Here is a 24,217-nt window from a genome sequence, read left to right as displayed (position 1 = left end):
CACAAGAGGATATTTCGCATATAGCCGTTATCCGCCGCTTCCCGGCTCGGCGGGGAGCGGCGGAGGTGAGTGGAACAGCGCAGGAGGCTGACGTGGTGCGAGAGTCATCGAACGGTGATCCGGGCGGCGAGCAGGCGAAGATCACTCCGCCGAAGACGTGGGCGGCCGGTGTCCCGGCGGTGGCCCACGCGGTGCGGTACTCCCTCGCCGAGACTTCGGCGCGCCGTACGGCACTGAACCTGCTCGACATCAACCAGACCAAGGGCTTCGACTGCCCGGGCTGCGCCTGGCCGGACCCCGCGCCGGGCGAACGCCACACGAACGAGTACTGCGAGAACGGCGCCAAACACGCCAACGACGACGCCACCACGCGACGCGTCACCCCCGAGTTCTTCCGGCGGCATGCGGTCTCCGAACTGGCACGCAGCTCGGACCGGTGGCTGAACCAGCAGGGGCGGCTCACCCAGCCCATGGTGAAGCGGCCGGGCGCGGATCACTACGAGCCGATCAGCTGGCACGACGCCCTGGGGCTGATCGCCGACGAACTGCGGGCCATGGACTCGCCCGACGAGGCGATCTTCTACACATCCGGCCGGGCCGGCAACGAGCCCGCCTTCGTCCTCCAGCTCTTCGCCCGGGCCCTGGGCACCAACAACCTGCCGGACTGCTCCAACATGTGTCACGAGTCGAGCGGCGCGGCGCTGCATGAGACGCTGGGCACCGGCAAAGGCAATGTGAGCCTGCTGGACATCCACCACGCCGATCTCGTGCTCACCCTGGGTCAGAACCCGGGCAGCAACCACCCCCGCATGCTCTCCGCACTGGAGGAGACCAAACGCGGGGGCGGGCAGATCGTCGCCGTCAATCCGCTCCCCGAAGCGGGCCTCATGCGCTTCAAGAACCCGCAGAAACCACGCGGGGTCGTCGGCCGGGGCACCAACATCGCCGACCAGTTCCTCCAGATCCGGCTCGGCGGCGACCTCGCCCTCTTCCAGGCTCTGAACCTGCTCCTGCTGGAGGCCGAGGACGCCGCGCCGGGGACGGTGTTGAACCGGGAGTTCATTGACCACCACACCAGTGGGTTCGAGGAATTCGCCGACCACATCCGCACCACCGTCTCCTGGCCGGACGTCCTGGCGGCCACCGGCCTGACCCGCCGCCAGATCGAGGAACTGCGGGACCGGGTCCTGGCCAGCGAGCGGATCATCGTCTGCTGGGCGATGGGACTCACCCAGCACAAGCACGCCGTGCCCACCATCCGTGAACTGGTGAACTTCCAGCTCCTGCGCGGGAACATCGGCAGGCCCGGAGCCGGCGTCTGCCCCGTACGCGGACACAGCAACGTCCAGGGGGACCGGACCATGGGCATCTGGGAGCAGATGCCCCAGAGCTTCCTGGACGCCCTCGAACGCGAGTTCTCCTTCACCCCGCCCGCCCGGCACGGCCTGGACACGGTGAACTCCGTGCGGGCCATGCTCGAAGGCCGGGCCAAGGTCTTCCTCGGCCTCGCGGGCAACTTCGTACGGGCCGCCCCCGACAGCGACCTGACCGAGAAGGCGATGCGCCGCTGCCGCCTCACCGCGCACATCTCCACCAAGCTGAACCGCTCCCACACCGTCTGCGGCGACACCGCGCTGATCCTCCCGACCCTCGGCCGCAGCGAAAGGGACTGCCAGAACGGCGAGGAGCAGTTCATCACCGTCGAGGACTCCATGAGCCAGGTGCACGCCTCGTCCGGGCGCCTGGAACCGGCGTCCAGCCACCTGCTCAGCGAGGTCGCGATCCTCAGCAGGCTGGCCCGCCGGACACTGGCCGACAAGGTGCCCGTGCCCTGGGAGGACTTCGAAGCGGACTACGGCACCATCCGGGACCGCATCGCGCGGGTCGTCCCCGGCTTCGAGAACTTCAACAGCAAGGTGCGCAAGCCGGGCGGCTTCGGCCTGCCGAACCCGGTGAACGAGGGCGTCTTCCCCACCCCCGGCGGCAAGGCGCTGTTCACCCTCAACGACTTCGAGTCGCTGCGCGCCCCCCACGGGCATCTCCTCCTGCAGACGCTGCGCTCCCACGATCAGTGGAACACGGTGCCCTACACCACCAACGACCGGTACCGGGGCATCCACGGTTCACGTCGCATCGTGCTCGTCCACCCCGCCGACCTGCGTGCCCTCGGATTCGAGGACGGCTCCCAGGTGGACGTGGTCAGTGTCTGGCAGGACGGCACCGAACGTCGTGCCGAGGACTTCCGGCTCGTCTCCTATCCCACGACCGCCGGTTGCGCCGCCGCCTACTACCCGGAGGCCAACGTCCTGGTACCGCTGGACAGCGTGGCCGACACCAGCAACACGCCGACGTACAAAGGCATCGTCATACGCCTGGAGCCACGCTCGGGCGACCGCGCCTCCGGAACCGTAGAGCGCCCGTGACGACACCGATGAGCGGCGTCGGCGAGCGCTTGCGCGATCTCATCGGCGTTACGGTCCCCCGTGTTCTCCCCATGTCGGACCCTTCGATCGGGTGCGGGAGTCAGCGGCCTGCCGGGGACGAATGCCGCGGCATCGGCCCGTGAGAGCCGGATGCCGCCTTTCGCTCGCCCGGTGGGTCCGGGTCAGTCCGTGGTCACGGCCCCCAGCAGGCGCTCGGCGAGGGCCTCCGCCTCGCGGGTCTTCGGGGCGTTGAAGAACAGCACCCTGCCGACGATCGGGTCGCCGGTGTAGTAGCGCTCGTAGAGAGCCTGACGGGCGGCGAACGGGCTGCAGGTCATGTCCCAGACCATCCGCATCACCTGGAGGCGGCGCTCGGCGCTGATCCCCGGGCCGTGGACGTACTTCTCGACGAGGTGACCGATCTCCTCGTGCCGCAGTTCGCCCTCGGTCATCACGATCGCGCCGCTGCCGGCGACCAGCCGGAGCACCTCGACCGCCTTGGCGATCGCGTGCGGGAAGAAGAACGTCAGCGCCGCGATGCCGACCCGCGACTCCTCGCCCGGACAGCCGTGGCCGCGCCGCACCGATCCGGGATCGCGACGCTCGCCGAGCCGGCGGCTCAGGTCGAGCGCGGCGCCGTCGAGGACGCCCTCGGCGACGTTCAGCAGGCCCACGACCTCGCCGAGTTCCTCCTGGTAGCGCGGCGAGTCCGCCCGACCCGTCGTCCGTGCCGCCACGGTGGCCAGGCCGGCCAGGAACTTCAGTTTGGCGGTGCTGCGCGCCGCGCCCTGGAGCGGGCCGTAGCCGACCGCGTTGCGCACCACGTTGTTGTAGGCGTCCAGGTCGCCGGCGACGACGACCCGGTCCTGGGGGACGAAGACGTCGTCGAAGACGAGGATCGCGTCGCCCTCGTCGAAACGGCTGCTGAGCGGGGTGTCGAAGACGCCTTCCCCACGGTCGTAGGCCTGCCGGCAGACGATCTTGAGCCCGGGCGCGTCGAGCGGAAGCGTGCAGACCAGGGCGTAGTCCTCCTGCCCGGGCCTGCGCGGCACGTACGGGCCGACGAAGACCTCGTCGGCCACCGGGGCGAGGGTGGAGAGCAGACGCGCGCCGCGGACCACGATGCCGTCCTCGCGGCGCTCCACGATCCGCACCGCCTCCGGCGGGGCGTCCCGCGTCGAACGGTCGCTCTGCGGGTCCACCAGGGTGTGGGTCACCGCGAGGTCCTCCCGGCGCAGGCGCGCGAGGTAGTCGCCCATCCGGGCCGCCTCCTCGTGCTTGCCGACGTGCTCGAGGCTGCTTTTGACGTCGAGCAGGTAGGCGTTCATGAAGTCGGGGAGCCGGCCCATCATGCCGTAGGTGAGCTCGGTCCTGAGCCGGTCACAGCGCTGCCGGGCCAGCACGTCCTCGTGGTCCCGCGCCTCGAGCAGGGTGGTGCTGTGCCGCTCCCCGGTCGCGGCGTCCCGCACCGTCAGGACATCGGCGAACTCCGGGTCCGACTGGGCGTCGTAGAGTCCGGCGAGCGTCGCGAGCACGCCCTGGAAGGCGGGGTGGGCGGTGACGTCGTCGACCCGGTCACCGTTGACGTACAGGCTGCGCCCGTCCCTCAGGCCCTCCAGATACGCGGCACCCGAACGAATTCCCATGTCGTCACTCCTTGCGGTGAGGCTTGGCGAGTGCGTCCGAGCCGGACGCGAGGGGGGTGGTCCGGCTCCCGTACGCCGGGGCAGGGGGACCGCCGGGCCGTCGCGGCGACGGCCCGGCCGGGGAGAGCGGAGGTCAGCGGCCGAGCAGGAAGTCGAGCTGGATCCGGTTGAAGGTCTCGGTCTGCTCGTACTGGGGCCAGTGGCCGGCGTTCTCGATGACCGCGAGCCGGCCGCGCGGGATCAGGTCCGCGATCCGGCGTCCCTCGTCCACCGGACCCGAGGGGTCCTTGGTCGTCCACACGACCAGCGCCTCGGCACGGATCGCGCGCAGGTCGTCGTCGCTCAGCATGTTGCGCCGCCGGGTCTCCAGGTCCTGCAGCGCCATGTTCATCCGGCAGGCCGTCTTCCAGTCCGGCTGCTCGAAGATCGCCTGCCGGGTCCTGATCAGATCGTCGGTGACCATCGACGGGTCGGCCATCAGCCACTCCAGACGGGCCTTGACCCGCTCCCAGGAGGGGTTCTCGGCGGCCTGCGTCGACAGCGTCAGCAGCCGCTCCATCACCTGGGGGTTCGCCATCGTGCCCCCCATGGTGTTGAGCACGATCCGCTCGGTGCGCCCGGGGTGCAGCTGCGCGAACCGCGCGGTCACCCAGCCCCCCAGCGACTCCCCGCTGAAGTACGCGCTCTCGTGACCCAGCGCGTCCAGCACCCGGTTGACCTGGTCGAGGTAGTGCGGGATCTCCAGCGGGTGCTCGGGCTTGGTGGAGTAGCCGTGGCCGATGAAGTCGATCGCGTAGCAGTTGAAGTGTTCCGCGTGCGCGGCCAGGTTCCGCGCGTACGCCTCGGCATGTCCGGTGATCCCGTGCAGCATCAGCAGCAACGGCTTGTCCGGGCTGCCCGACTGGAGGAACCGGGTCCGGTACGGTCCCGTCTCCAGGTACCCCTGCCGGAACTCGACCTGCGCCAGGTCGGACCACACGCTCGTGTACGTCATCTTCTTCTCCTTGGATCTCGGCCCGGCTCGGGCGGGTTCAGGCGGCGGCCGGACCGGCCGTACGCTCGGTGAGGAATCCGAGCACCAGCCGGGTGAACTCCGAGGCCCGCTCGTGGGGCACCCACAGTCCGGTGCGCTTGAACAGGTGCAGCTGGGCGTCGGGGATCTGCTTGAGCAGGAAGAGGGCGTTGTCGAAGCCCTGCACCCGGTTCTCGGTGCCCCAGACGATCAGCGTCGGCACCTTGATCCGGCCCAGCTCCTGCCACAGCGGCTCGGCCGGCACGCCCGCCGATTCGGCGCCGGCCCGGCGCTCCTCGCCGCCGGCGACCGATTCCCGGTACCGCTCCTCGACGAGTTCGTCGGTGACCAGCCCGGGGTCGAACATCATCATCCGCAGGTAGGCGCGCATCTTCTCCCGCGACGGGCCCTCGCCCGCGTAGTAGGAGCGGATCGCCTTCTGGCCCTCGGAGGGCATCGTGCTGAACAGTGGCACTCCGCCGGCGCTGGAGACCAGCACCAGCCGGTCCACGCGTTCGGCGTGGTGCAGGGCCATCGCGATCGCGACCGCGCCGCCGGTCGCGAGGCCGACCACGCTCGCCCGCTCGATGCCCAGCTCGGAGAGCATCGCGGCGAACACGTCGGCGTAGGGCCGGTACTTGCCGCCGGACAGCTCGATGGCGTCGGACCGGCCGTAACCGGGCAGGTCGACGACCAGGACCCGGGCACGCCGGGACAACTCGGCGATGTTGGTGCCGAAGTTGCCCCAGCCCGAGGCCCCGGGCGCCCCGCCGTGGACGCACAGCAGGACCTCCGGGCCGGTGCCCGCCTCGTGGTAGTGGATGCGGGTGCCGTCGACCGTGACGAACCGGGACGTGGACTCCCGGGTGAGCGGCTTGTGGGCGGGCTGTTCGTGGGTACCGGCCGTCATCAGACCTTCACCGCCGCCGGCATCTCGCCGCCGAAGTAGTTCATGCCGTAGGCCTGGTACAGCGGGCCGGCGTAGTTCTGCACGTGGTGCAGGGCGCTCTGGCAGTCGCGCCACATCCGCTGCATCGGGTTCTTCGCGTGCAGCTGGGAGCCGCCGCTGACCTTGAAGATCTCGTCGGCGGCCGCGGCCGCGCGGTGCGAGGCGGAGACCTGGTTGCGGCGGATCTCGGCGCGCTCGGACAGGGTGAGCAGCCGTCCGGAGGAGACGATGTCGAACGCCCGGTCCATGTCGTGCAGGACGTGACCGATGCTGGCGTCGATGTCGGCGGCCGCCGGAGCCAGCACGGACAGCTGGAACGGGTCACGGCTGGCCGAGCCGAACCGGCTGCTGCGCTCCCGGGTCCACTTGACGTACGCGGCCAGGGTGCCCTGGGCCAGCGCGATCGTCGCCGTGGTGACCGCGCCCGAGAAGACCACGTTGCGCGGCATCGAGTACAGCGGCGCGTCCCGGCCCGCGATCGACCCGGCGCTGCCGTCGGTGACCGGGTTGGTCCGGATCAGCCGGTGCTCGGGCACGAAGGCGTCCTTGACGACGATGTCCTTGCTGCCGGTGCCGCGCAGCCCGATGACGTCCCAGGACTCGTGCAGGATCTCGTAGTCGCTGCGCGGGATGACGAAGTGGATCGTCTCCCGGTCGGTGACGTTGCCCTCCTGGTCGGTGATCAGGCCGCCGATCATCACCCACTGGCAGTGGTCGGTGCCCGAGGAGAACGGCCAGCGGCCGTTGAAGACGTAGCCGCCCTCCACCGGCCGCGCCCGGCCCATCGGGGCGTACGGCGAGGCGACCCAGGTGTCGGGGTCCTCGCCCCAGATCTCGCGCTGCATCCGCGGGTCGCCCTGGGCGAGCTCGTGCGGGTGCACGCCCACCACGCCGGTGATCCAGCCGGCCGCGCCGTTGCGCTGCCCGATCTCGTAGGCGGTGCGCAGGAAGTCGGTCGGGTGGGACTCGAAGCCGCCGAAGTCGCGGGGCTGGAGCATCCGGATCACCCCGGACTCGCGCAGCACGGCAGCGACCTCGTCGCTGACCCGGCCGAGCTCCTCGGACACGGGTCCGTCGCTCTCCAGCAGCTCGGCGTGTTCCATCACGCGGTCAAGCACGGCGTTCATGGCGCCTTCCTCTCTGGTGGGGCAGTCGGGTCAGTGGTGGTCGACGGAGTGGTGGCCCCAGAAGTGCGCGGTGTCGTACCGCGTGGGGGTCCACGTCTCGTCGTCGATCTTGATGCCGCCGGTGCCGAACTCGAGTCCCACGTCGGACGGGGTCAGCAGATAGAAGCTGGTCATCCGGTCGTTGCTGTGCCGGCCGAACGTCTTCAGCAGCCGGTGCGGCTCGTCCTCGATGTGCTCCATCGCCCGGCCGATCACGTCGAGGTCGGTGACCTCGAGCATGAAGTGGCCCACGCCCAGCGGCCGGCTCCCGACCTTCGGGGTGAAGGCGAAGGAATGGTGGCGGGGGTTGCAGTGCAGAAACGTTGCTGCAAGATCCGGGGCGAGGTCGATGTGGTCGGAGAGCCGGAAGCCCAGCACGTCGAGGAAGAGCGACTCGTAGCGGGCACGGTCCGAGACCACCTGCAGTACGTGCCCCAGGCCCTCGGTCCCGGCGACGAACTCCGCGCCGATCGGGGAGGCGAACCGCGCCGAGGAGGTGCCGAGGCCCCAGAAGATCTCGTGGTCGTAGCAGTCGTCGGGGTCACGGAACCGGATCAGGTCCGAGACCATCCGCTCCTTGGCCACCGCCTCGCCCGGCCGGGTCACCTCGTACCCGGCGGCGGTCAGGCGTGTCTCCAGTTCGGCGAGTTCGGCGGGACCCCTGGTCTCCCAGCCGACCGCGGAGACGCCGCCCCGTTCACCGGGACGCACCTCGAGCCGGTAGGCCTTCTCGTCCACCCGGAACAACAGGCGGTCGTCGCCCCGGCGGTCGGCCATCAGCCCGAGCACCCGCTGGCCGAAGTCCTGCCAGTGGTCGAGGTCGGTGGCCGTGAACTGTAGGTAACCCAGGGCGGTGACTCGGGCGGTCATGTCTCTCCTCGCGGTCGTTCTCTGCGCAGTCGTTCTGTGCGGCCGGGCTCAGCCCAGCACGCGGTCCTGGCCGAACCGGATCTGGATCAGGTCGGCCACCTCGGCGGCCCGGTCGCGCACCTGTGCGCCCCACCGCGCGACGGTCGCTGCGTCGGCTCCTCCCGGCGGGAAGGACATCCTCACCGCCAGTTGCGGGACGCCGGCCAGCGGCACCGCCACTGTGATGGAGCGGACGTCGTAGGTGCCGTCCGGCTCGAGGTCGGGCTCGTAGTAGTCGAGGTGGTCCAGGTGCATGGTGAGCACCTGGCGTTGACGGTGCGGTGTCGGCTCGCCGTTGATGTACCGGGTGACGTCCTGCCAGGTCTCCTGGTCCGGGCCGTGGCCCACCAGGTTGAGCGAGTAGCCCTGGACGGCCACCCGCTCCAGGATCTCCCGGCAGCGCTTGCGCGCCGCGTCGTCCTTGCGCGGCAGCCGGTCGAGCCAGCGGGTGACGGCGGCCTCGTCCTCGGGATCGAGGTGGACCGCGCCCGTCGGCGGCAGATGCGGCAGCCGCAGGCCGATCTCGAAATAGGTGCGGGTCGCCGAGCCGCGCTCGGTACCGATCACCACGTCGTGGTCGCCGACCAGCGCGAGCAGCGAGACGTCGGCCGACTCCTCGGCCGCCAGGTCGGCCAGCGGCTCCATCGCCGCCTCACTCAGCCGGGCGGCCCGGATCAGGTCGTGGTCGGCCGGGGCCAGGAACGACGAGGGCGCGAAGCCGCCGAAGCCGCCCTGGAAGAAGAGCAGCGGGCACGTCGGCCGCTGCACGTCCAGCGAGCGGACCTCGCCGAGCACGATGTAGTGGTCACCGGCGTCGACCAGCTGGTGGTAGTCGCAGTCGATCCAGGCGACCGAGTCCTTCAGGATCGGCGCACCCGACGGCGAGGGCCGCCACTCGACACCGGCGAACGACTCCGGACCGCGCCAGTTCGTGACGAGGTCGGCCTGGTCGGCGGCGAGCACGTTGACGCAGAAGGTGCTCGCCTCCCGCAGCCGGGCGAAGGTGCGCGAGCCCCGGTCGGGCAGGAACGCGACGAGGGGCGGGTCCAGCGAGACCGAGGTGAAGGTACCGACCACCATCCCGATCTGCTCGCCGCTGTCGAGGGTCGCGGTGATCAGGGCCACCCCGGTCGGGTAGTGTCCCAGCGCCTCGCGGAACAGGTGCGGGTCGATCGCGGTCAGGGCCGCGCCCGTGGTCGGCTCAGACATTGCGGATCAGACGGTAGACATGGCTGCGCAGCTCGGCGAAACGAGGCAGCGCCTTGGTGGTGACCTGCTCGCGCGGGCCGGGAAGATCCACGGTGAGCAGTTGCCGGATTCCGGCCGGCTTCCCGCCCAGGGCGAGCACCCGGTCGGAGAGGTAGACGGCCTCGTCGATGTCGTGGGTGACCAGCAGCACCGTGATGCCCAGGTGCTCGCGGACCCGCAGCAGCAGGTCCTCCAGGTCCGCCCGGGTCTGGGCGTCCACCGAGGCGAACGGCTCGTCCATCACCACCACGGCCGGCCGGTAGGCCAGCGCCCGCGCGATCGCGACCCGCTGCTGCATCCCGCCGGAGAGCTGCCAGGGGTAGGAGTCGGTGAAGTCGGAGAGACCGACTTCGGCGAGCGCCTCCCTGGCGGTCCGGTCCCGCTCGTCCTTGGTCACGCCCGCCGAGCGCAGCGGCAGTACGACGTTGTCGAGCACGCTGAGCCAGGGCATCAGCGACCGGCTGTAGTCCTGGAAGACGATGGCCAGACCGCGCGGCGGGGCCTCGATCGGCCGGCCGTCGAACAGCACCTGGCCCTCGCTGGGGCGGCGGAGCCCGGTCAGGCATTCCAGGAGCGTGGTCTTGCCGACGCCCGACGGTCCGACGATGCACATCAGCTCGCCGCGGCCGACCTCGAAGTCCAGGCCCTCGAGGACCTGGCGCTCGCCGTAGCTGTGGCCCAGCCCACGGATCTGCATGATCGGGTCGGTGACGCCGGCGCCCGGTGCGGCGATGTCCGGACTGTCCGCGTCCGGGGCGGTCTGTGCCTTCATCGCTGGTCCTCCTTCTGCTTGGTGTAACCGCGGTGCCAGGCCAGCACCCGGGCCTCGACGAGTCCGAAGGCCTTGTTCGCCGCGTAGCCGATCAGGCCCAGCACGATCAAGCCGGTCCACATCGCGACGATGTCGAACGTGCGCTGCGAGTCGAGGACGAAGTAGCCGAGCCCGCCCGGACTGCCGACCATCTCGGTGAGCACCATCGCCACCACCGACATCGACAGTGCCACCCGGGCACCGGCGAAGACCTGGGGCATGGCGGCGGGGACGACGACGTAGCGGATCCGGTGCCAGGTGCTGAGCCGGTAGCCGGCCGCGACCCGGTGCAGGACCGGGTCGACGGACCGGACGCCTTCCACGGTGTTGAGCAGGATCGGCCAGGTGGAGACGAAGGCGATGGTGATCACCTTCATGTCGTCGTCGGTGCCGAGCAGCAGCATCATGATCGGCAGCAGCGCCACGCTGGGCAGCGCCCGCATGAACTCCACCAGCGGCCGGGTCGCGTCCTCCAGCGCCGGGACGGAGCCGAGTACCAGGCCGAGGACCACGGCCCCGACGAATCCGATCCCGAAGCCGGTGACCAGCCGGACCACGCTGGGCAGCGCGTCCTCGATCAGGTGGTCGAAGAACCACAGGTCGACGAAACGGTCGGTGATCTCCGAGAGAGCGGGCCAGTAGAGCGAGGTACTGCCGGCACTGAGCCACCACCAGGCGGCGACCAGCAGAACCGGGAGCCACACTTCCCGCGCGACCAGCGACGCGACCTTCAGCGTCCGGTTCATGCCGCACCTCCCTTGCGGACCGAGGGGTGCCACCACAGCACGCGGCGCTGCAGCAGCACGAAGAACAGGTTGAGCAGCAGACCGAGGACCGCAGCGGTGAACGAGTACACGAACGCCCGCTCGGTGTCGTTGATCTGCATCGCCTGGAGCAGGGCGTAGCCGAGACCGTCGGAGCCGCCGAGGAACTCCGAGCTGATCGCCATCAGCAGGGAGATCGTCGCGGCGATCCGCAGACCGACGAAGACGAACGGGAACATCGACGGAGCCACCAGATGGCGCAGCCGGTGCCACCGCGTCAGGTGGTAGGCCCGCGCGACCCGGCGCAGCTGGGGCGAGATCTCCCCGACCGCGTAGGACGTCTGGATGACGACCGGCCAGACCGCCGAGACCAGGATCAGGACCAGGCCCAGATCGCGGGTCGCGCCGAAGAGCAGCAGCAACAGCGGCAGCAGCGCGATCGCGGGAACCGTCCGGCCGAAGTCGAGGAGCAACTGGGTGCTGCGCCGGACGTGTTCGTTGGCCCCGATCAGCAGACCCACCGGCACGCCGACCAGGACGGCGAGCGCCAGACCCAGCAGGGCCGTTTCGACCGAGGTGGCGATGTTCGACCAGTAGGCGCCGGTTTCAGCCAGGCCGACTGCGGACCGGAAGCTCTCCAGCGGGGTCGGGAAGCCGCTGGAGGACCCGGGCCCACTGGCGAACAGGTACCACACGACGAGCGCGACGAAGATCGCCAGCAGCCGGTTGGCCAGGCGCCGGACGCCGAGGGACGCGGCCCCGGGCTTCGTACCGGTCACGGCCCTGGACTTCGTGCCGGTCATCGCCGTGGGCTTCGTGCCGGTCACGGCCCGACCAGCTTCTCGGCATCCGGGGCACCCTTCTCGAACAGGTCGTACTTGTCCATGTACTCGACCGAGAAGTCGATGTCCTCGGCGGTCAGCGGCTCCTCGGCGTAGACCGGGAACGCGGCCTTCTCCAGGAGGCCGGCGTCCGCGTCGAGGACCTTGGCGGCGGTCCTCACCAGGAGCTCACGGTCGTCGTTGACCGCCGCGTTGCCCTCACGCACCGCTTCGGCGAAAGCCTTGACGGTCTCCTTGTTCGCCTCGGCGAAGTCCCGGGTGGCGACCCAGACGTACGCTATCCCGCCGCCGCCGGAGTTGACCGGCCCGAGCGGGCGCAGGTCGCCCTTGGCGCGCTCCACGGTGCCCACCGGCTCGGGCGTGGTGGTCGCGTCGACCTGACCGGACTTCAGGGCGGCCAGGGGGTCCGGGGACTCGATGAACTTGATGGAGGCGCTGTCGCCGCCGGCCTCGTCGACGGAACCGCGCAGGTCGACCCAGGGAGCGCTCTTGATCTGCGGCACCCCCACGGTCTTGCCGGTCAGGTCGGCCAGCGACTTGATCGGGGAGTCCTTCTTGACCCACACGTTGGCGAAGCTGAACTCCTCCTGGCCCTTGGGGATGCCCCCGTCGGTCGCGCCGGCGACATAGACCAGGTCCACGCCCTGCCCCGCGGCGACGAGCGAGGTGGCGGTGTCCAGCAGGGCGAGGTCCACCTTGCCGCCGAGCAGCTGCGGGACCATTTCGGTGGACGTCTTCGCCGTGCTGATCCTGACGTCCAGATCGTGCTTCTCGAACACGCCCTCGTCGTCCGCGGCGAAGGCCGGGACGCCGTTGAGCGAGGCGAAGACGGCGAGCTCGAGCGGCCCGTCGGCCGACGCGTCCGAGCCGGAGCCGTCGGAGGAGCAGGCGGTACACAGGGCCAGCGCCGCGACGGCGGTCGCGGCGAGAGCGCGAAAACGAGTGGAAGCCATGAGGGTCCAGTCCTTCTGTCGTGCCCGGCAGTGCGGCTTGTTCGGAAGTTGCGTCCGTGGTGGGCATGACGACAGTGGCAAAACGGGGCCCTCGAGTGGCCCGATCCCTCACCAATCGGAATTTCAACTCGGCTCTCATGGAAACCTCGACGTAACGCAGGACGTCGCGTACGTTCCGTATACACATATGTTCTGGCTGAAAACGGTTGGCCGACGGACAACGCCGGACGTGGGCGGGATGGAGCCGAGATGAGCGAGATCAACGGCAAGCGCGGTGTGCTGGCGCGGGCCTTCGACATCCTCGGCTGCTTCACCGGCGGCGAGCCCGAGCGTTCGGTCGCCGACATCTGCGCGGTGACCGACCTGCCGCCGGCGACCGTGCACCGCATGCTGGCCACCCTCTCCGAGCACGGCGCGATCGAGCGGACCGGCCGCGGCCGCTACCGGCTCGGCCCGCGCCTGTGGCGGCTCGGCCACGGTGTCCCGGACATCCGGCTGCTCCGCGACTGCGCTCGCCCGGCTCTGGTCGACCTGTACGCGAGCACCCGGCTGCCGGTCGCCCTGGTGACCCGTGAGGGCGACCGGCTGCACATCATCGACAAGATCGCAGGCCGCAACACGGTCCGGGTCTGGGACCAGCTCGGATCGCCGGCGCTCGACGAGCATCCCGCGGGCCTGGTCCTCCTAGCCTGGGGATGCGACCCCGACCGCCGGCCGGCGTCGCGCCCGTTGCGCAGCGAGGAGCAGTTCGCCTGGCGGCAGACACTCGCCCAGGTCCGGCAGAACGGCTTCGCACACTCTCCCACCGGCGCGCAGTACACCTCTCCGCTGGTCTGGGCCGCCGCCCCCGTCTTCGCCGAGGACCAGACGGTGAGCACCTGCGTGATGATCGGCGGTCGCCGGGGCCAGCATCCGCCGGTGTCCCTGGGACGCCAGGCCCGGACGACCGCCCGGGACATCTCCGCCGGCCTGCGCGGCACCCCGGACGAACGCACGCTCGGCGGAACGCACGCCTGGAGGGGCGGTCTCCCGCCCGGCCCCGGGTCAGCCGGGCGACCGGCCGCGTCGTCCGCCGGGTGAGGGCGCGGGTGCACCAGTGACGCGGGGAGCGGGGCCGGTCCGCTTGGCAGCCGGCTCCTGAGCCGGGGCGGGCGGCGGTGTGCGGTTCCTGCGCGTGCGGTGCCGCGCCGTCGCCGTACGGATGGACGGCTTGCCCTGCCGACCGGAGAGGGCGTCGGCCTTCACGCCCTTCGGAGCGGGGGAGCGCCGGGCCTGTGCGGCTCTTCCTGGCGGCGTTCATGTCCTTATTTCGGCCGGGCCCTTCGGCCGGGCCCTTCGGCCGGGCCCTTCGGCCGGGCCCTTCGGCCGGGCCCTTCGGCCGGGCACCGGCCGGACGGCGCGGTGCCGTCGGCATCCGGTGTCCGGCTGAGGGCGGCACCGTCATCGGCCGACGGACCCGGCCGTCGCCTGCCGCGTGCCCCGAGCGTTGACACTGTCTTCTCGCGCCCCGGACATCGAGGCCTTCTCCCCGGCGCGAGTGGACCACCGGACCTCACGCGGGCCACCGGACCGGCCGATGCGCGCGGGCTGTTTCGGCCGACAGGCATGTGGTGTCGCCGTGCGTGCTGTTCCGGCCGGCGGGTGCGCAGTAGTGCGGGCTGTTCCGACGGGCAGGTACGCGCCCGGCCGCGCCGTTTCGCCCGGCCGCCGAGCCCTCCGTCGCACCCGCTCACCAACTCGCTTTCCGCTGGATGCGAGCCGCGGACCGCTCGGCGCCCCGTCCTCCGAGACTGGTCACCGAGGGTCGCCGGGCGGCCCGCAGGCCCACCACCGAGAGGACAGCCGTGAGCGTCGCCTCCCCCGTGTCGCAGCAGATCGGCGCGACCGCGCAACTGGTCGACTTCGTCTGCGGACGGGACCGCCGCGCCGAGCCCGCCACCCGCGCTGCCCTGCGCGGCCTGACGGTCGACACCGTCGGGGTCGCCGTCGCCGGACTCACCACACCGGCGGCCGTGCTGGTGCGCGACTGGGTCGAGGACCAGGCACCCTCCGACGCCGTCGCGCAGGCCGGGACGGCGGCCGTGTGGGGCTCCTCGAGCAGGCTCGGGCCTGCCGACGCCGCCCTGGTCAACGGCACCGCCGCGCATGCCCTGGACTGGGACGACGCCGCTCCCTCGATGGCGATGCACCCCGCCGCCGTCCTGCTGCCGACACTCTTCGCGCTCGCCGCCCGCCGTCCGGTGACCGGAGCCGAACTCGACGCCGCCTACAGCGTCGGTTCCGCCGTCTTCCGCGCGGTTTCCGAGGCACTCCCGCACGCCGTCCACTACGGCCGGGGCTGGCACAACACCTCCACCACCGGACGGCTGGCCGCCACCGCCGCGGCCTGCCGACTGCTCGGCCTGGACGGCGGTGTGACCGCCCATGCCCTGGGCATCGCCGCCTCCCAGGCGGCCGGAAGCCTGGCGAACTTCGGCACGATGACCAAGCCGATGCACGCCGGCCTGGCAGCCCGGGACGCCGTGATGGCCGTAGGGCTGGCCGGTCGCGGCTTCACCGCCAACCCCGCCCAGCTGGAGGCGCGCGGCGGCTTCTTCGACCTCTTCGGCGACCACGACCCACAGCGCACGGCGGTCCTGGGCGAGCGGCTGGAACACTGGGTGACCGGCTGGGTCGACGACTACGCGATCAAGGCCTACCCCTCCTGCTTCGCCACCCAGCGCGCGATCGACGCGGGACTCTCCCTGCGCGAGGAACTGGGCGCCGACGTCGACCGGATCTCGCGGATCGCGGTGACCCTCGAACACGGTGGCACCCGGCCACTGCGGGACACCGCTCCGGGCAACGGACTCGAGGCCAAGTTCTCCCTGGAGTACACCCTCGCCGTCGCCCTGCTGACCGGGGACGTACTGCTCGGCGACTTCACCGACGAGGCCCTGGAGCGGCAGGGTGTCGCCGAGCTGATGGACCGGATCGAACTCACCGAGCGGCCGCCGGCCGAGGAGCCGGGCCACACCGTCGTCCGGCTGCACACCGACGACGGCCGGCTCCTGGTCCGCGATGTCCACCACTCCCGCGGCGACTCGCACCGGCCGCTCTCGCCCGCCGAGCTGGCGGCCAAGTTCCACCAGTGCGTGGGACGGGGGCCCGCGAACGAGTCCTGGTTCGACGCGCTCCACACCGTCCCGGACGCCGACGAGCCGCGGGACCTGCAGACACTCCTCGCCGGCCCGTTCGCACGTGGCTGACCCGGCCTCCGGCCTCCCCTTCGGCCGCGACGCGCGTCGCGCCGTACCCGACACCAGGAGAAACCCGATCATGACCGACACCTTCACCGAGGAAGCGACCAGCCGCTTCGTGAAACTGCCGAGCGGGCGCGTCCACTACCACGAGTACGGCGAGGGCCACCCGCTCGTCCTGCTGCACGGCTCCGGCCCCGGCGCGACCGGCTGGAACAACTTCGCGGCGAACATCCGCGAGCTGGGCAAGCGGTTCCGCTGCCTGGCCGTCGACATGCCCGGCTGGGGCAAGTCCGACCCGGTCGGTTACGACGACCGGGACCACGCCGCGACCGCGCTGGAGTTCCTCGACGCGCTGGAGATCGAGAAGGCGGCGTTCATCGGCAACTCGATGGGCGGCGCCACCTCGGTCATGGTCGCCGCGACCCACCAGGAACGGACCAGCCACCTGGTCACCATGGGCGCCGGGGTCGGCGGAGCCCACCTCTTCGTCCCCGGCGGCGGGCCGAGCGAGGGCGTGAAGGCGCTGCAGCGGACCTACCGCGAGCCCAGCGAGGAGAACTTCCGCGACCTGGTCGACGTGATGACCTTCGACCCGGCGCACGCCTCGGAGGAACTGGTCCGCCGGCGCCACCGGGCCGCGGTCGAGCGTCCTGACCACCTCGCCAACTTCGCCGACGGCATCGGCCGGCCGCGCCCGCACATGGCCACCCACGCCCAGATCGCCGGCATCACCGCACCGTCCCTGTTCGTCCACGGCCGCGACGACCGGGTCGTGCACTACGAGAGCTCACTGAAGCTGGTCTCACTGGTGCCCCGCTCCCGGATGGTGCTGCTGGCCGGCTGCGGCCACTGGGCCCAGCTCGAGCACGCCGACGAGTTCAACCGCACCGTCACCGACTTCCTTCTCCACAACTGAGGAAGAAGAGGAAGAAAGGGCTTCTGCCATGCACGAGGTACACGAGCGGATCCTGGCCCGCGCCGAGGAGATCGCCGCCGAGGCAGCGCCCAGCGACGAGCTGGGCCGGCTGACCGACAAGGCCGCCGAGGTGCTGCGTTCCAGCGGCGTCATCCGGATGCTCCAGCCGGCCGAGTTCGGCGGTCACGAGGCCGGTCCGGTCGACTTCTTCCGCACCCTGCGTGACATCGGCGTCCACTCCTCCTCCGCGGGCTGGGTGGCCGGCGTGGTCGGCGTCCACGCGTTCGAGGTGGCCCAGATGGACATCGCCCTGCAGAAGGAGATCTGGGGCGAGGACCCGGACACCTGGATCGCCTCGCCGTACGCCCCCCTGGGGCGCGCGACCCCGGTCGAGGGCGGGTTCCGGTTCAGCGGACGCTGGCCCTTCTCCTCGGGCACCGATCACTGCCGGTGGATCATCCTCGGCGGCCTGATCGTGGACGAGGACGGCAAGCCGGTGCCGGGCGGACTGCGCCACTTCGTCCTTCCCCGCAAGGACTACGAGATCGTCCAGGACTCCTGGGACGTCGTCGGGCTGCGCGGTACCGGCAGCAAGGACATCGTGATCGAGGACAGATTCATCCCGGAGCACCGGATCCTCGACCCGGCCCCGATGGAGGACGGCGGCCTGGCCCACCAGGTCGGCCGCGGTGACTCGCCGCTGTACCGGATGCCCTTCCACCCGATGTTCACCGCGGGCATCACCACCGCCACGGTCGCGATGGCGCAGGGCGCCCTGGCGGCGTTCATCGCCTCGATGCGGGGCCGGGTCACCGCACGCGGGGTGAAGACCGCCAACGACCCGCACCAGCTCGCCGTGCTCGGCCGGGCGATCTCCGACCTGGAGGCCGGCGAGGTCCAGCTCTTCGGCGACATCGAGCGGATGTGGGAGCAGGCACAGCGCGACGAGCGGTTCTCGCCCGAGGAACGGCTGCGGGTCCGCCGCAACCAGGTCCGCATCGCCCGTCGCGCGGTCGATGCCGTCGACGAGTTGTTCCTGCACGCCGGCGGTACGGCGCTGCGCAGCGACTCCACGCTGCAGCGGTGCTGGCGCGACATCCACGCCGCGATGAACCACGCCAGCAACAACGCCGACCCGATCTACCAGGCCTACGGCCTGAACACGTTCGGTCACCCGTTGCCGGCGTCGGTGCTCTTCTGAGCGACCCGCAGGACCCGGCCCCGCCGCCCGGCACGACGAAGCCGCCTACGGCAGCGCCGCGGGGATTTTGCGCGCCGGTGGCGAACGTGACCCCGCGTCCCGTCCGGCGAACCCTTCATCACCACGCCCGTCCTTTCTCGGAGGTAGCCCGCATGTCCGCTCCGCACCGCACTCTCACCCACCAGGACAGGAGGCACACGTGAGCGCCCCCGAGGCCGCCGGTGCCGTGGCCGATGTGCTGGCCGTCCTGGACGAGGCCGCCCGAACCGGAGAACCGTGCTCCCCGGTGCGCGCGCTCCTGCCCGCGGAGGACGTCGGGGCCGCCTACGCCGTGCAGCGGGAGTACGTCGAGCGCGGCATCGCGGCGGGCCGCCGACCGGTGGGCCGCAAGATCGGCCTGACGTCACCCGCCGTCCAGCGTCAGCTCGGCGTCGACCGGCCCGACTTCGGCACGCTGTTCGCCGACATGGCGGTGCCCGAGGGAGAGCCGATCGCGGCCGGCCGGCTGCTGCAGCCGAAGATCGAGGCCGAGGTCGCCCTGGTGCTGGGCGCGGATCTGCCGCACCGGGACCCGACCGTCGCCGACCTGCTGCGGGCCACCGCTTTCGCCCTGCCCGCGCTGGAGATCGTCGACAGCCGCATCGCCGGCTGGGACATCACCATCGTCGACACCATCGCCGACAACGCGTCCAGCGGCCTGTTCGTCCTCGGCGGCACCCCCGTGCCGCTCGACCGCGTCGACCTGCGCGGCGTGCGGATGACGCTGACGAAGAACGGCGAGACGGTCTCGCGGGGTACCGGAGCCGACTGTCTGGGCAGCCCGCTCACCGCCGCCCTCTGGCTCGCCTCCACTCTCGCCGGCCTGGGCGACCCGCTGCGCGCCGGAGACATCGTTCTGACCGGCGCCCTCGGACCCATGGCGGTCGCCGCCGAGGGTGACGCGTTCTCGGCGCACATCGAAGGACTCGGCACGGTCACCACCGTGTTCGCGTCCGCCACCGCGGAAGGAGCGGGAGCATGACCACGAAGGTCGCCGTCATCGGGTCGGGCAACATCGGAACCGACCTCATGATCAAGATCCTGCGGCTCTCCGAGTCCCTGGAGATCGCCGCCATGGTCGGTATCGACCCCGGCTCGGACGGCCTGGCCCGCGCCCGCCGGCTGAAGGTCGCCACCACCCACGAGGGCGTGGACGGCCTGGTGAAGATGGACGAGTTCGCGGAGGTGACGACCGTCTTCGACGCCACCTCCGCCGGCGCGCACCGCCACCACGACGAGGTACTGCGCTCACTGGGCCGTACCGTCGTGGACCTCACCCCCGCCGCGCTCGGCCCGTACGTCGTGCCACCGGTCAACGGCGACGCCCACCTCGACGCGCCCAACGTCAACATGGTCACCTGCGGCGGCCAGGCCACCATCCCCGTGGTCGCCGCCGTCGCCGCCGTGACACCCGTTCACTACGGGGAGATCGTCGCCTCGATCTCCTCCCGCTCGGCCGGCCCCGGCACCCGCGCCAACATCGACGAGTTCACCGAGACCACCTCCGCCGCCATCGAGAAGGTCGGCGGCGCCGCCCGCGGCAAGGCCATCATCGTCCTCAACCCGGCCGAGCCCCCGCTGATCATGCGGGACACCGTGCACTGCCTGGTCGGCGACTGCGACGACGCCGCGGTCACCGCCTCGGTGGAGGAAATGGTGGCCCGCGTCCAGACCTACGTCCCCGGTTACCGCCTCAAGCAGAAGGTCCAGTTCGACCGCGTCGCCGCCGACGACCCGCTGCGCTCCCTGCTTCCGACCGGCTCCCGGTCTGGCCAGGCCGCGAAGGTGTCCGTCTTCCTCGAGGTGGAGGGCGCCGCCCACTACCTGCCCGCCTACGCCGGAAACCTCGACATCATGACGTCGGCAGCCCTGCGCACCGCCGAACGCATGGCCGCATACCGCACCCCGGAGGTGGCATCCCGATGACCACGCCCCCCGCAACCCCGCTGTACGTCCAGGACGTCACCCTCCGGGACGGCATGCACGCCGTCCGGCACCGGTACACCGTGGAGCAGGCCCGCACCATCGCCGCCAGCCTGGACGCCTCCGGCGTCGCCGCGATCGAGATCGCCCACGGCGACGGCCTGGCCGGCTCCAGCATCACCTACGGCGTCGGCGCCCACACCGACTGGGAGTGGATCGAGGCGGTCTGCGACGCCGTGACCCACGCGGTGCCCACCACCCTCCTGCTGCCCGGCATCGGGACCCTGCACGATCTGAAGCAGGCCCACACCCTCGGCATCCGCTCGGTGCGCGTCGCCACCCACTGCACCGAGGCCGACATCTCCGCCCAGCACATTGCCGCCGCCCGCGAGCTGGGCATGGACGTGGCCGGGTTCCTCATGATGTCCCACATGGCGGAACCCGCCGAACTCGCCCGCCAGGCCAAGCTCATGGAGTCCTACGGCGCCAACTGCGTCTACGTCACCGACTCCGGGGGACGGCTGACCATGGACGGAGTGCGCGACCGCTTCCGCGCCTACCGCGACGTCCTCGACGCGCGCACCGAGACGGGCATCCACGCCCACCACAACCTCGCCCTCGGCGTCGCCAACACCGTCGTCGCCGTGGAGGAGGGCGCCACCCGCGTCGACGCCTCCCTCGCAGGCCAGGGCGCCGGGGCGGGCAACTGCCCCCTGGAGGCGTTCATCGCGGTCGCCGACCTCATGGGCTGGGAGCACGGCTGCGACCTCTTCCCTCTGATGGACGCTGCCGACGACCTCGTCCGCCCCCTGCAGGACCGCGAGGTCCGCGTCGACCGGGAAACCCTCACCCTCGGCTACGCCGGCGTGTACTCCAGCTTCCTGCGCCACGCCGAAGCCGCGGCCGCCCGCCACGGCCTGGACACCCGCGCCGTCCTCGTCGAGGTGGGCCGCCGCAAGATGGTCGGCGGCCAGGAGGACATGATCACCGATATCGCCCTGGACCTCGCCGCAGCCCGTACCGCCTGACAGCCCGCTGCGCTCGTCCGACGCTCCAAGCGCCGAGAACCTGGACTCGGGGCCAAGAGGTGACCGCCGGCCTGGGTTTCCTCTTTCCCTGTTGAGCCCGACATGTCCTCGATGACGCGTCATGCGGAGTGCGCGGCGATCCTCGAACCGACGGAGAAGGGTCTCTGATCTGCCGTTCTGTAGTGGTGTTGGTGGGGCTCGACCTGTTTCGTGAGGGGAACAGGTCGAGCCCTTCACTCTTGTCCCACCTGCGGATCTGTGCTGGAGCGGCTGGTGGGGGGCCGTTCGGCGGCGGGCGCTCACCCGGTGCGCAGGACGACGCTCCGCCGACCTCGGCGGCAGACCCGTAAGCCCCTTGGCCGGAGAAAACCCTCCGAGACGCTCGACAATCACCTACTATCTACGCAAAACGGAATTATTGCGACGATTCTTGAATCCGGTCTCCGCACCCGCCGCCGCTGGAGCACTACGTACGGCCCGGGACCCGCCCTGGCCGACGGGAGCAACGGCTCCACCCGTGCCCACCGCTCGTCCCCCGGGCCGGACCGGTGACCAGGTGTCGTCAGGGCGGATCCGATCGGGCAGGGAGCGGCATCCCGGTCGCTCTGTCCGAGTGAGGGCGTTTACCGCGGCTGTTCCGGGTGAACCCGGCTCCGGGAACCGGGACGTGCTGGTGAGGAGTTGCCGAGGACCGCTCCGGCGCGTCCGTGCCACGAGTGCGGGCGGGGAGTGCCCCGCCCACTTCGCCGGTCGCGCGTTCGCGCACCGGTGCCGGACAGCCGGCTCGTCGCAGCCACGAGACGAAAGGCAGAGCCATGACGGAGATCCGACCCGCCACCACGACCGACTCGGGCGCTCCCGCCGAGAGCGACGAACACTCGCTCACCGTAGGACCCGGGGGCCCGATCCTTCTGCAGGACGCCTATCTGATCGAGCAGATGGCGCAGTTCAACCGGGAGCGGATCCCCGAACGCCAGCCACACGCCAAGGGAAGCGGGGCCTTCGGTCACTTCGAGGTGACGCACGACGTCAGTGCGTACACCAAGGCGGCCCTGTTCCAGCCGGGCGTCCGCACCGACCTGGTGATTCGCTTCTCGACCGTGGCCGGCGAGCGCGGCAGCCCGGACACCTGGCGCGACCCGCGCGGCTTCGCGGTGAAGTTCTACACCAGCGAGGGCAACTACGACATGGTCGGCAACAACACGCCGGTGTTCTTCGTGAAGGATCCGATGAAGTTCCAGCACTTCATCCGCTCGCAGAAGCGCCGTGCGGACAACAACCTGCGCGACCACGACATGCAATGGGACTTCTGGACCCTCTCCCCGGAATCCGCCCACCAGGTCACCTGGCTGATGGGAGACCGCGGCATTCCCCGGACCTGGCGCCATATGAACGGCTACACCTCCCACACCTACATGTGGATCAACGCCTCGGGTGAGCGGTTCTGGGTGAAGTACCACTTCAAGACCGACCAGGGCATCGAGTTCTTCACCCAGCACGAGGGCGACCAGATGGCGGCGACGGACACGGACTACCACATGCGGGACCTGTTCGAGCACATCCGCGACGGCGAATTCCCCAGCTGGACCCTGAACGTGCAGGTCATGCCGTACGAGGACGCCGTGGGGTACCGGTTCAACCCGTTCGACCTCACCAAGGTGTGGCCGCACGGCGACTACCCGCTCATTCCGGTCGGCCGGATGACGCTCGACCGCAATCCGACCGACAACCACGCCGAGATCGAGCAGGCGGCCTTCCAGCCCAACAACCTGGTGCCGGGCATCGGACCGAGCCCGGACCGCATGCTCCTGGCCCGGCTGTTCTCCTACGCGGACGCCCACCGCCACCGGATCGGTGCCAACTACCAGCAGCTCCCCGTGAACGCGCCCGTCGTCGATGTCCACACCTACTCCAAGGACGGGGCGATGGCCTACCGCAAGACGACGGATCCGGTCTACGCGCCGAACTCCAAGGGCGGCCCCGCGGCCGACACCGCCCGCTACGGCAGCCCGCCCAGCTGGGAGGCCGACGGCGAGATCACCCGCGCCGCCTACGTCTCCCACCCGGAGGACGACGACTGGGGGCAGCCCGGCACCCTGGTGCGCGAGGTCATGGACGACGCCGCCCGCGACCGCCTGGTCGACAACGTCGTCGGACACCTCCTCGACGGCGTCACCGAACCCGTCCTCGAGCGGGCCTTCGCGTACTGGTCCAACATCGACGAGAACATCGGCAAGCGCATCACGGACGGGGTACGGGCCAAGGCCCACGAGAAGGACCCCAAGGCCGCCGAACAGGGAAATCCCGCACGGAGCACCATGCAGCACAAGGCGTGAGGAACGCGTGAGCCCGCGCCGGGGTGGAACGCGGCCACACCCGTGAGCCGGCCCGGACGCGGGATCGCGCGAGCCGCGCAGACCGTCCGCACCCGACGCTCATCCCGACGGAGTGCCGGGTGCGGCGGTATGACGGGCGTCCCGCCGACGGCGTCGCACCACGGACCCGCCCCTGTCCCGACAGGCGGGGCATGACCGTCACCGGCGCACCCCTGAGGGATGCGGAAGAACAGCGGGCCTCTCGGACGTGGACGGGCGGCCGTCCCGACGGGCGAGACGCCGGGCGCGCATGCAGCGCCCGGCGTCTTCGGCGCTTCATGGGGGTGGGCGGCAGGTTCCAGGACTGCCGCCCACCCCCATGAAGCACCGGTCGCGGTACCGTCCGTTTCCCCTGGCCCCCAGGCTTCGTGAACGTGCGGTGCGCATGATCGTGGAGAGCGGTCCGAACCATCCGACCGAGTGGTCCGCGATGAAGTCGGCGGCGGTGAAGCCGGTGATTCCAGGGGTCATCGAGTCGCCCGTCGACGTCTCGGTGTCCGCTGGGGAAGCCGCCGATGTCGAGGTCGGCCCGTCTGCGGATCGGTATGGCCGGCATGGGGCCATGGGGCGCTGAGAGGTAACCATGAGAGGTGGTGCCACGGCCAGGGTGGTGCCGCCCACCGAGCGGCTGCACCACCCGCTGTACATGGCCTGCGCTCTGCACGGCCTGCGCGGAACGGGGGGACCCCACGGACGCTTCCGCCCTGTCCGGTTCGGGCCCGTTGCCAGCGGGGCGCGTTTTCGCGTTGCCAACTTGTGTGTTTGAGCTG

The 24,217-nt window shown here is 70.9% G+C and carries 20 protein-coding genes; 10 read left to right on the top strand and 10 right to left on the bottom strand.

Annotated features, from left to right (window positions below; all coding sequences use genetic code 11):
• Window positions 1-92 precede the first annotated feature (92 nt).
• A complete protein-coding gene (locus tag ACFPZI_RS19955; protein ID WP_381364739.1) occupies window positions 93-2,423 on the top strand; it encodes an FdhF/YdeP family oxidoreductase in 2,331 nt (776 codons plus the stop codon).
• 182 nt (window positions 2,424-2,605) lie between these two features.
• Here the strand turns inward: ACFPZI_RS19955 and ACFPZI_RS19950 are convergent, their stop codons facing one another.
• The 10 genes from ACFPZI_RS19950 to ACFPZI_RS19905 all read right to left on the bottom strand — a co-directional run bounded on the left by ACFPZI_RS19950 (window position 2,606) and on the right by ACFPZI_RS19905 (window position 12,723).
• Window positions 2,606-4,069 carry a 4-hydroxyphenylacetate 3-hydroxylase family protein gene (locus ACFPZI_RS19950; RefSeq protein ID WP_381364737.1) on the bottom strand — a complete coding sequence of 488 codons (1,464 nt, stop codon included), beginning with the start codon at window positions 4,067-4,069 and terminating at the stop codon, window positions 2,606-2,608.
• Window positions 4,070-4,202: 133 nt separating this feature from the next.
• Complete coding sequence (locus ACFPZI_RS19945) at window positions 4,203-5,063, bottom strand: alpha/beta fold hydrolase (RefSeq protein ID WP_381364735.1); 861 nt, start codon at window positions 5,061-5,063, stop codon at window positions 4,203-4,205.
• 37 nt (window positions 5,064-5,100) lie between these two features.
• On the bottom strand, window positions 5,101-5,991 hold the full coding sequence (locus ACFPZI_RS19940) for an alpha/beta fold hydrolase (RefSeq protein WP_381364734.1): 891 nt from the start codon (window positions 5,989-5,991) through the stop codon (window positions 5,101-5,103).
• A complete protein-coding gene (locus ACFPZI_RS19935) occupies window positions 5,991-7,157 on the bottom strand; it encodes an acyl-CoA dehydrogenase family protein (protein ID WP_381364732.1) in 1,167 nt (388 codons plus the stop codon). Before ACFPZI_RS19935 ends, ACFPZI_RS19940 begins: the two co-directional genes overlap by 1 nt.
• 30 nt (window positions 7,158-7,187) lie before the next feature.
• Entirely contained in the window at window positions 7,188-8,066 is an 879-nt protein-coding gene (locus ACFPZI_RS19930; RefSeq protein ID WP_381364730.1) for a VOC family protein, read from the bottom strand.
• A gap of 48 nt (window positions 8,067-8,114) precedes the next feature.
• On the bottom strand, window positions 8,115-9,314 hold the full coding sequence (locus tag ACFPZI_RS19925; RefSeq protein WP_381364728.1) for a flavin reductase family protein: 1,200 nt from the start codon (window positions 9,312-9,314) through the stop codon (window positions 8,115-8,117).
• The gene (locus ACFPZI_RS19920; protein ID WP_381364726.1) at window positions 9,307-10,125 is read right to left on the bottom strand and encodes an ABC transporter ATP-binding protein; all 819 of its coding nucleotides are present in this window, start codon (window positions 10,123-10,125) and stop codon (window positions 9,307-9,309) included. Before ACFPZI_RS19920 ends, ACFPZI_RS19925 begins: the two co-directional genes overlap by 8 nt.
• Window positions 10,122-10,910 carry an ABC transporter permease gene (locus ACFPZI_RS19915; RefSeq protein WP_381364724.1) on the bottom strand — a complete coding sequence of 263 codons (789 nt, stop codon included), beginning with the start codon at window positions 10,908-10,910 and terminating at the stop codon, window positions 10,122-10,124. Before ACFPZI_RS19915 ends, ACFPZI_RS19920 begins: the two co-directional genes overlap by 4 nt.
• Window positions 10,907-11,755, bottom strand: coding sequence for an ABC transporter permease (locus tag ACFPZI_RS19910; RefSeq protein WP_381364723.1), 849 nt, complete (start codon window positions 11,753-11,755; stop codon window positions 10,907-10,909). Before ACFPZI_RS19910 ends, ACFPZI_RS19915 begins: the two co-directional genes overlap by 4 nt.
• Window positions 11,752-12,723: an ABC transporter substrate-binding protein gene (locus tag ACFPZI_RS19905; protein ID WP_381364721.1), complete on the bottom strand. Its 972-nt coding sequence runs from the start codon at window positions 12,721-12,723 to the stop codon at window positions 11,752-11,754. Before ACFPZI_RS19905 ends, ACFPZI_RS19910 begins: the two co-directional genes overlap by 4 nt.
• A 249-nt stretch (window positions 12,724-12,972) precedes the next feature.
• On the opposite strand from ACFPZI_RS19905, the gene ACFPZI_RS19900 reads away from it, so the two are divergent.
• The 9 genes from ACFPZI_RS19900 to ACFPZI_RS19860 all read left to right on the top strand — a co-directional run bounded on the left by ACFPZI_RS19900 (window position 12,973) and on the right by ACFPZI_RS19860 (window position 24,021).
• Entirely contained in the window at window positions 12,973-13,803 is an 831-nt protein-coding gene (locus ACFPZI_RS19900; RefSeq protein ID WP_381364720.1) for an IclR family transcriptional regulator, read from the top strand.
• 764 nt (window positions 13,804-14,567) lie between these two features.
• Window positions 14,568-15,971 (top strand): MmgE/PrpD family protein, encoded by a 1,404-nt coding sequence (locus tag ACFPZI_RS19895; protein WP_381364718.1) that lies wholly within the window; start codon window positions 14,568-14,570, stop codon window positions 15,969-15,971.
• 70 nt (window positions 15,972-16,041) lie between these two features.
• Window positions 16,042-16,881 (top strand): alpha/beta fold hydrolase, encoded by an 840-nt coding sequence (locus tag ACFPZI_RS19890; RefSeq protein ID WP_381364716.1) that lies wholly within the window; start codon window positions 16,042-16,044, stop codon window positions 16,879-16,881.
• A 28-nt stretch (window positions 16,882-16,909) separates the two neighbouring features.
• The gene (locus ACFPZI_RS19885) at window positions 16,910-18,082 is read left to right on the top strand and encodes an acyl-CoA dehydrogenase family protein (RefSeq protein WP_381364714.1); all 1,173 of its coding nucleotides are present in this window, start codon (window positions 16,910-16,912) and stop codon (window positions 18,080-18,082) included.
• A 199-nt stretch (window positions 18,083-18,281) separates the two neighbouring features.
• Window positions 18,282-19,103, top strand: coding sequence for a 2-keto-4-pentenoate hydratase (locus tag ACFPZI_RS19880; protein WP_381364712.1), 822 nt, complete (start codon window positions 18,282-18,284; stop codon window positions 19,101-19,103).
• Window positions 19,100-20,047, top strand: a complete 948-nt coding sequence (locus tag ACFPZI_RS19875; protein ID WP_381364711.1) for an acetaldehyde dehydrogenase (acetylating) — start codon at window positions 19,100-19,102, stop codon at window positions 20,045-20,047. The genes ACFPZI_RS19880 and ACFPZI_RS19875 overlap by 4 nt, the downstream gene beginning before the upstream one ends.
• Complete coding sequence (dmpG, locus tag ACFPZI_RS19870; protein ID WP_381364709.1) at window positions 20,044-21,072, top strand: 4-hydroxy-2-oxovalerate aldolase; 1,029 nt, start codon at window positions 20,044-20,046, stop codon at window positions 21,070-21,072. The genes ACFPZI_RS19875 and dmpG overlap by 4 nt, the downstream gene beginning before the upstream one ends.
• An 815-nt stretch (window positions 21,073-21,887) precedes the next feature.
• Window positions 21,888-23,408 carry a catalase gene (locus ACFPZI_RS19865; RefSeq protein ID WP_381364707.1) on the top strand — a complete coding sequence of 507 codons (1,521 nt, stop codon included), beginning with the start codon at window positions 21,888-21,890 and terminating at the stop codon, window positions 23,406-23,408.
• Window positions 23,409-23,832: 424 nt separating this feature from the next.
• A complete protein-coding gene (locus tag ACFPZI_RS19860; RefSeq protein WP_381364706.1) occupies window positions 23,833-24,021 on the top strand; it encodes a hypothetical protein in 189 nt (62 codons plus the stop codon).
• Window positions 24,022-24,217: the final 196 nt, after the last annotated feature.

This window comes from Streptomyces chlorus (genome assembly GCF_042655885.1).
Taxonomy (GTDB): domain Bacteria; phylum Actinomycetota; class Actinomycetes; order Streptomycetales; family Streptomycetaceae; genus Streptomyces; species Streptomyces chlorus.
The sequence above is the reverse complement of the archived record's forward strand: the minus strand, read 5'-3'. Positions and strand labels throughout refer to the sequence as shown.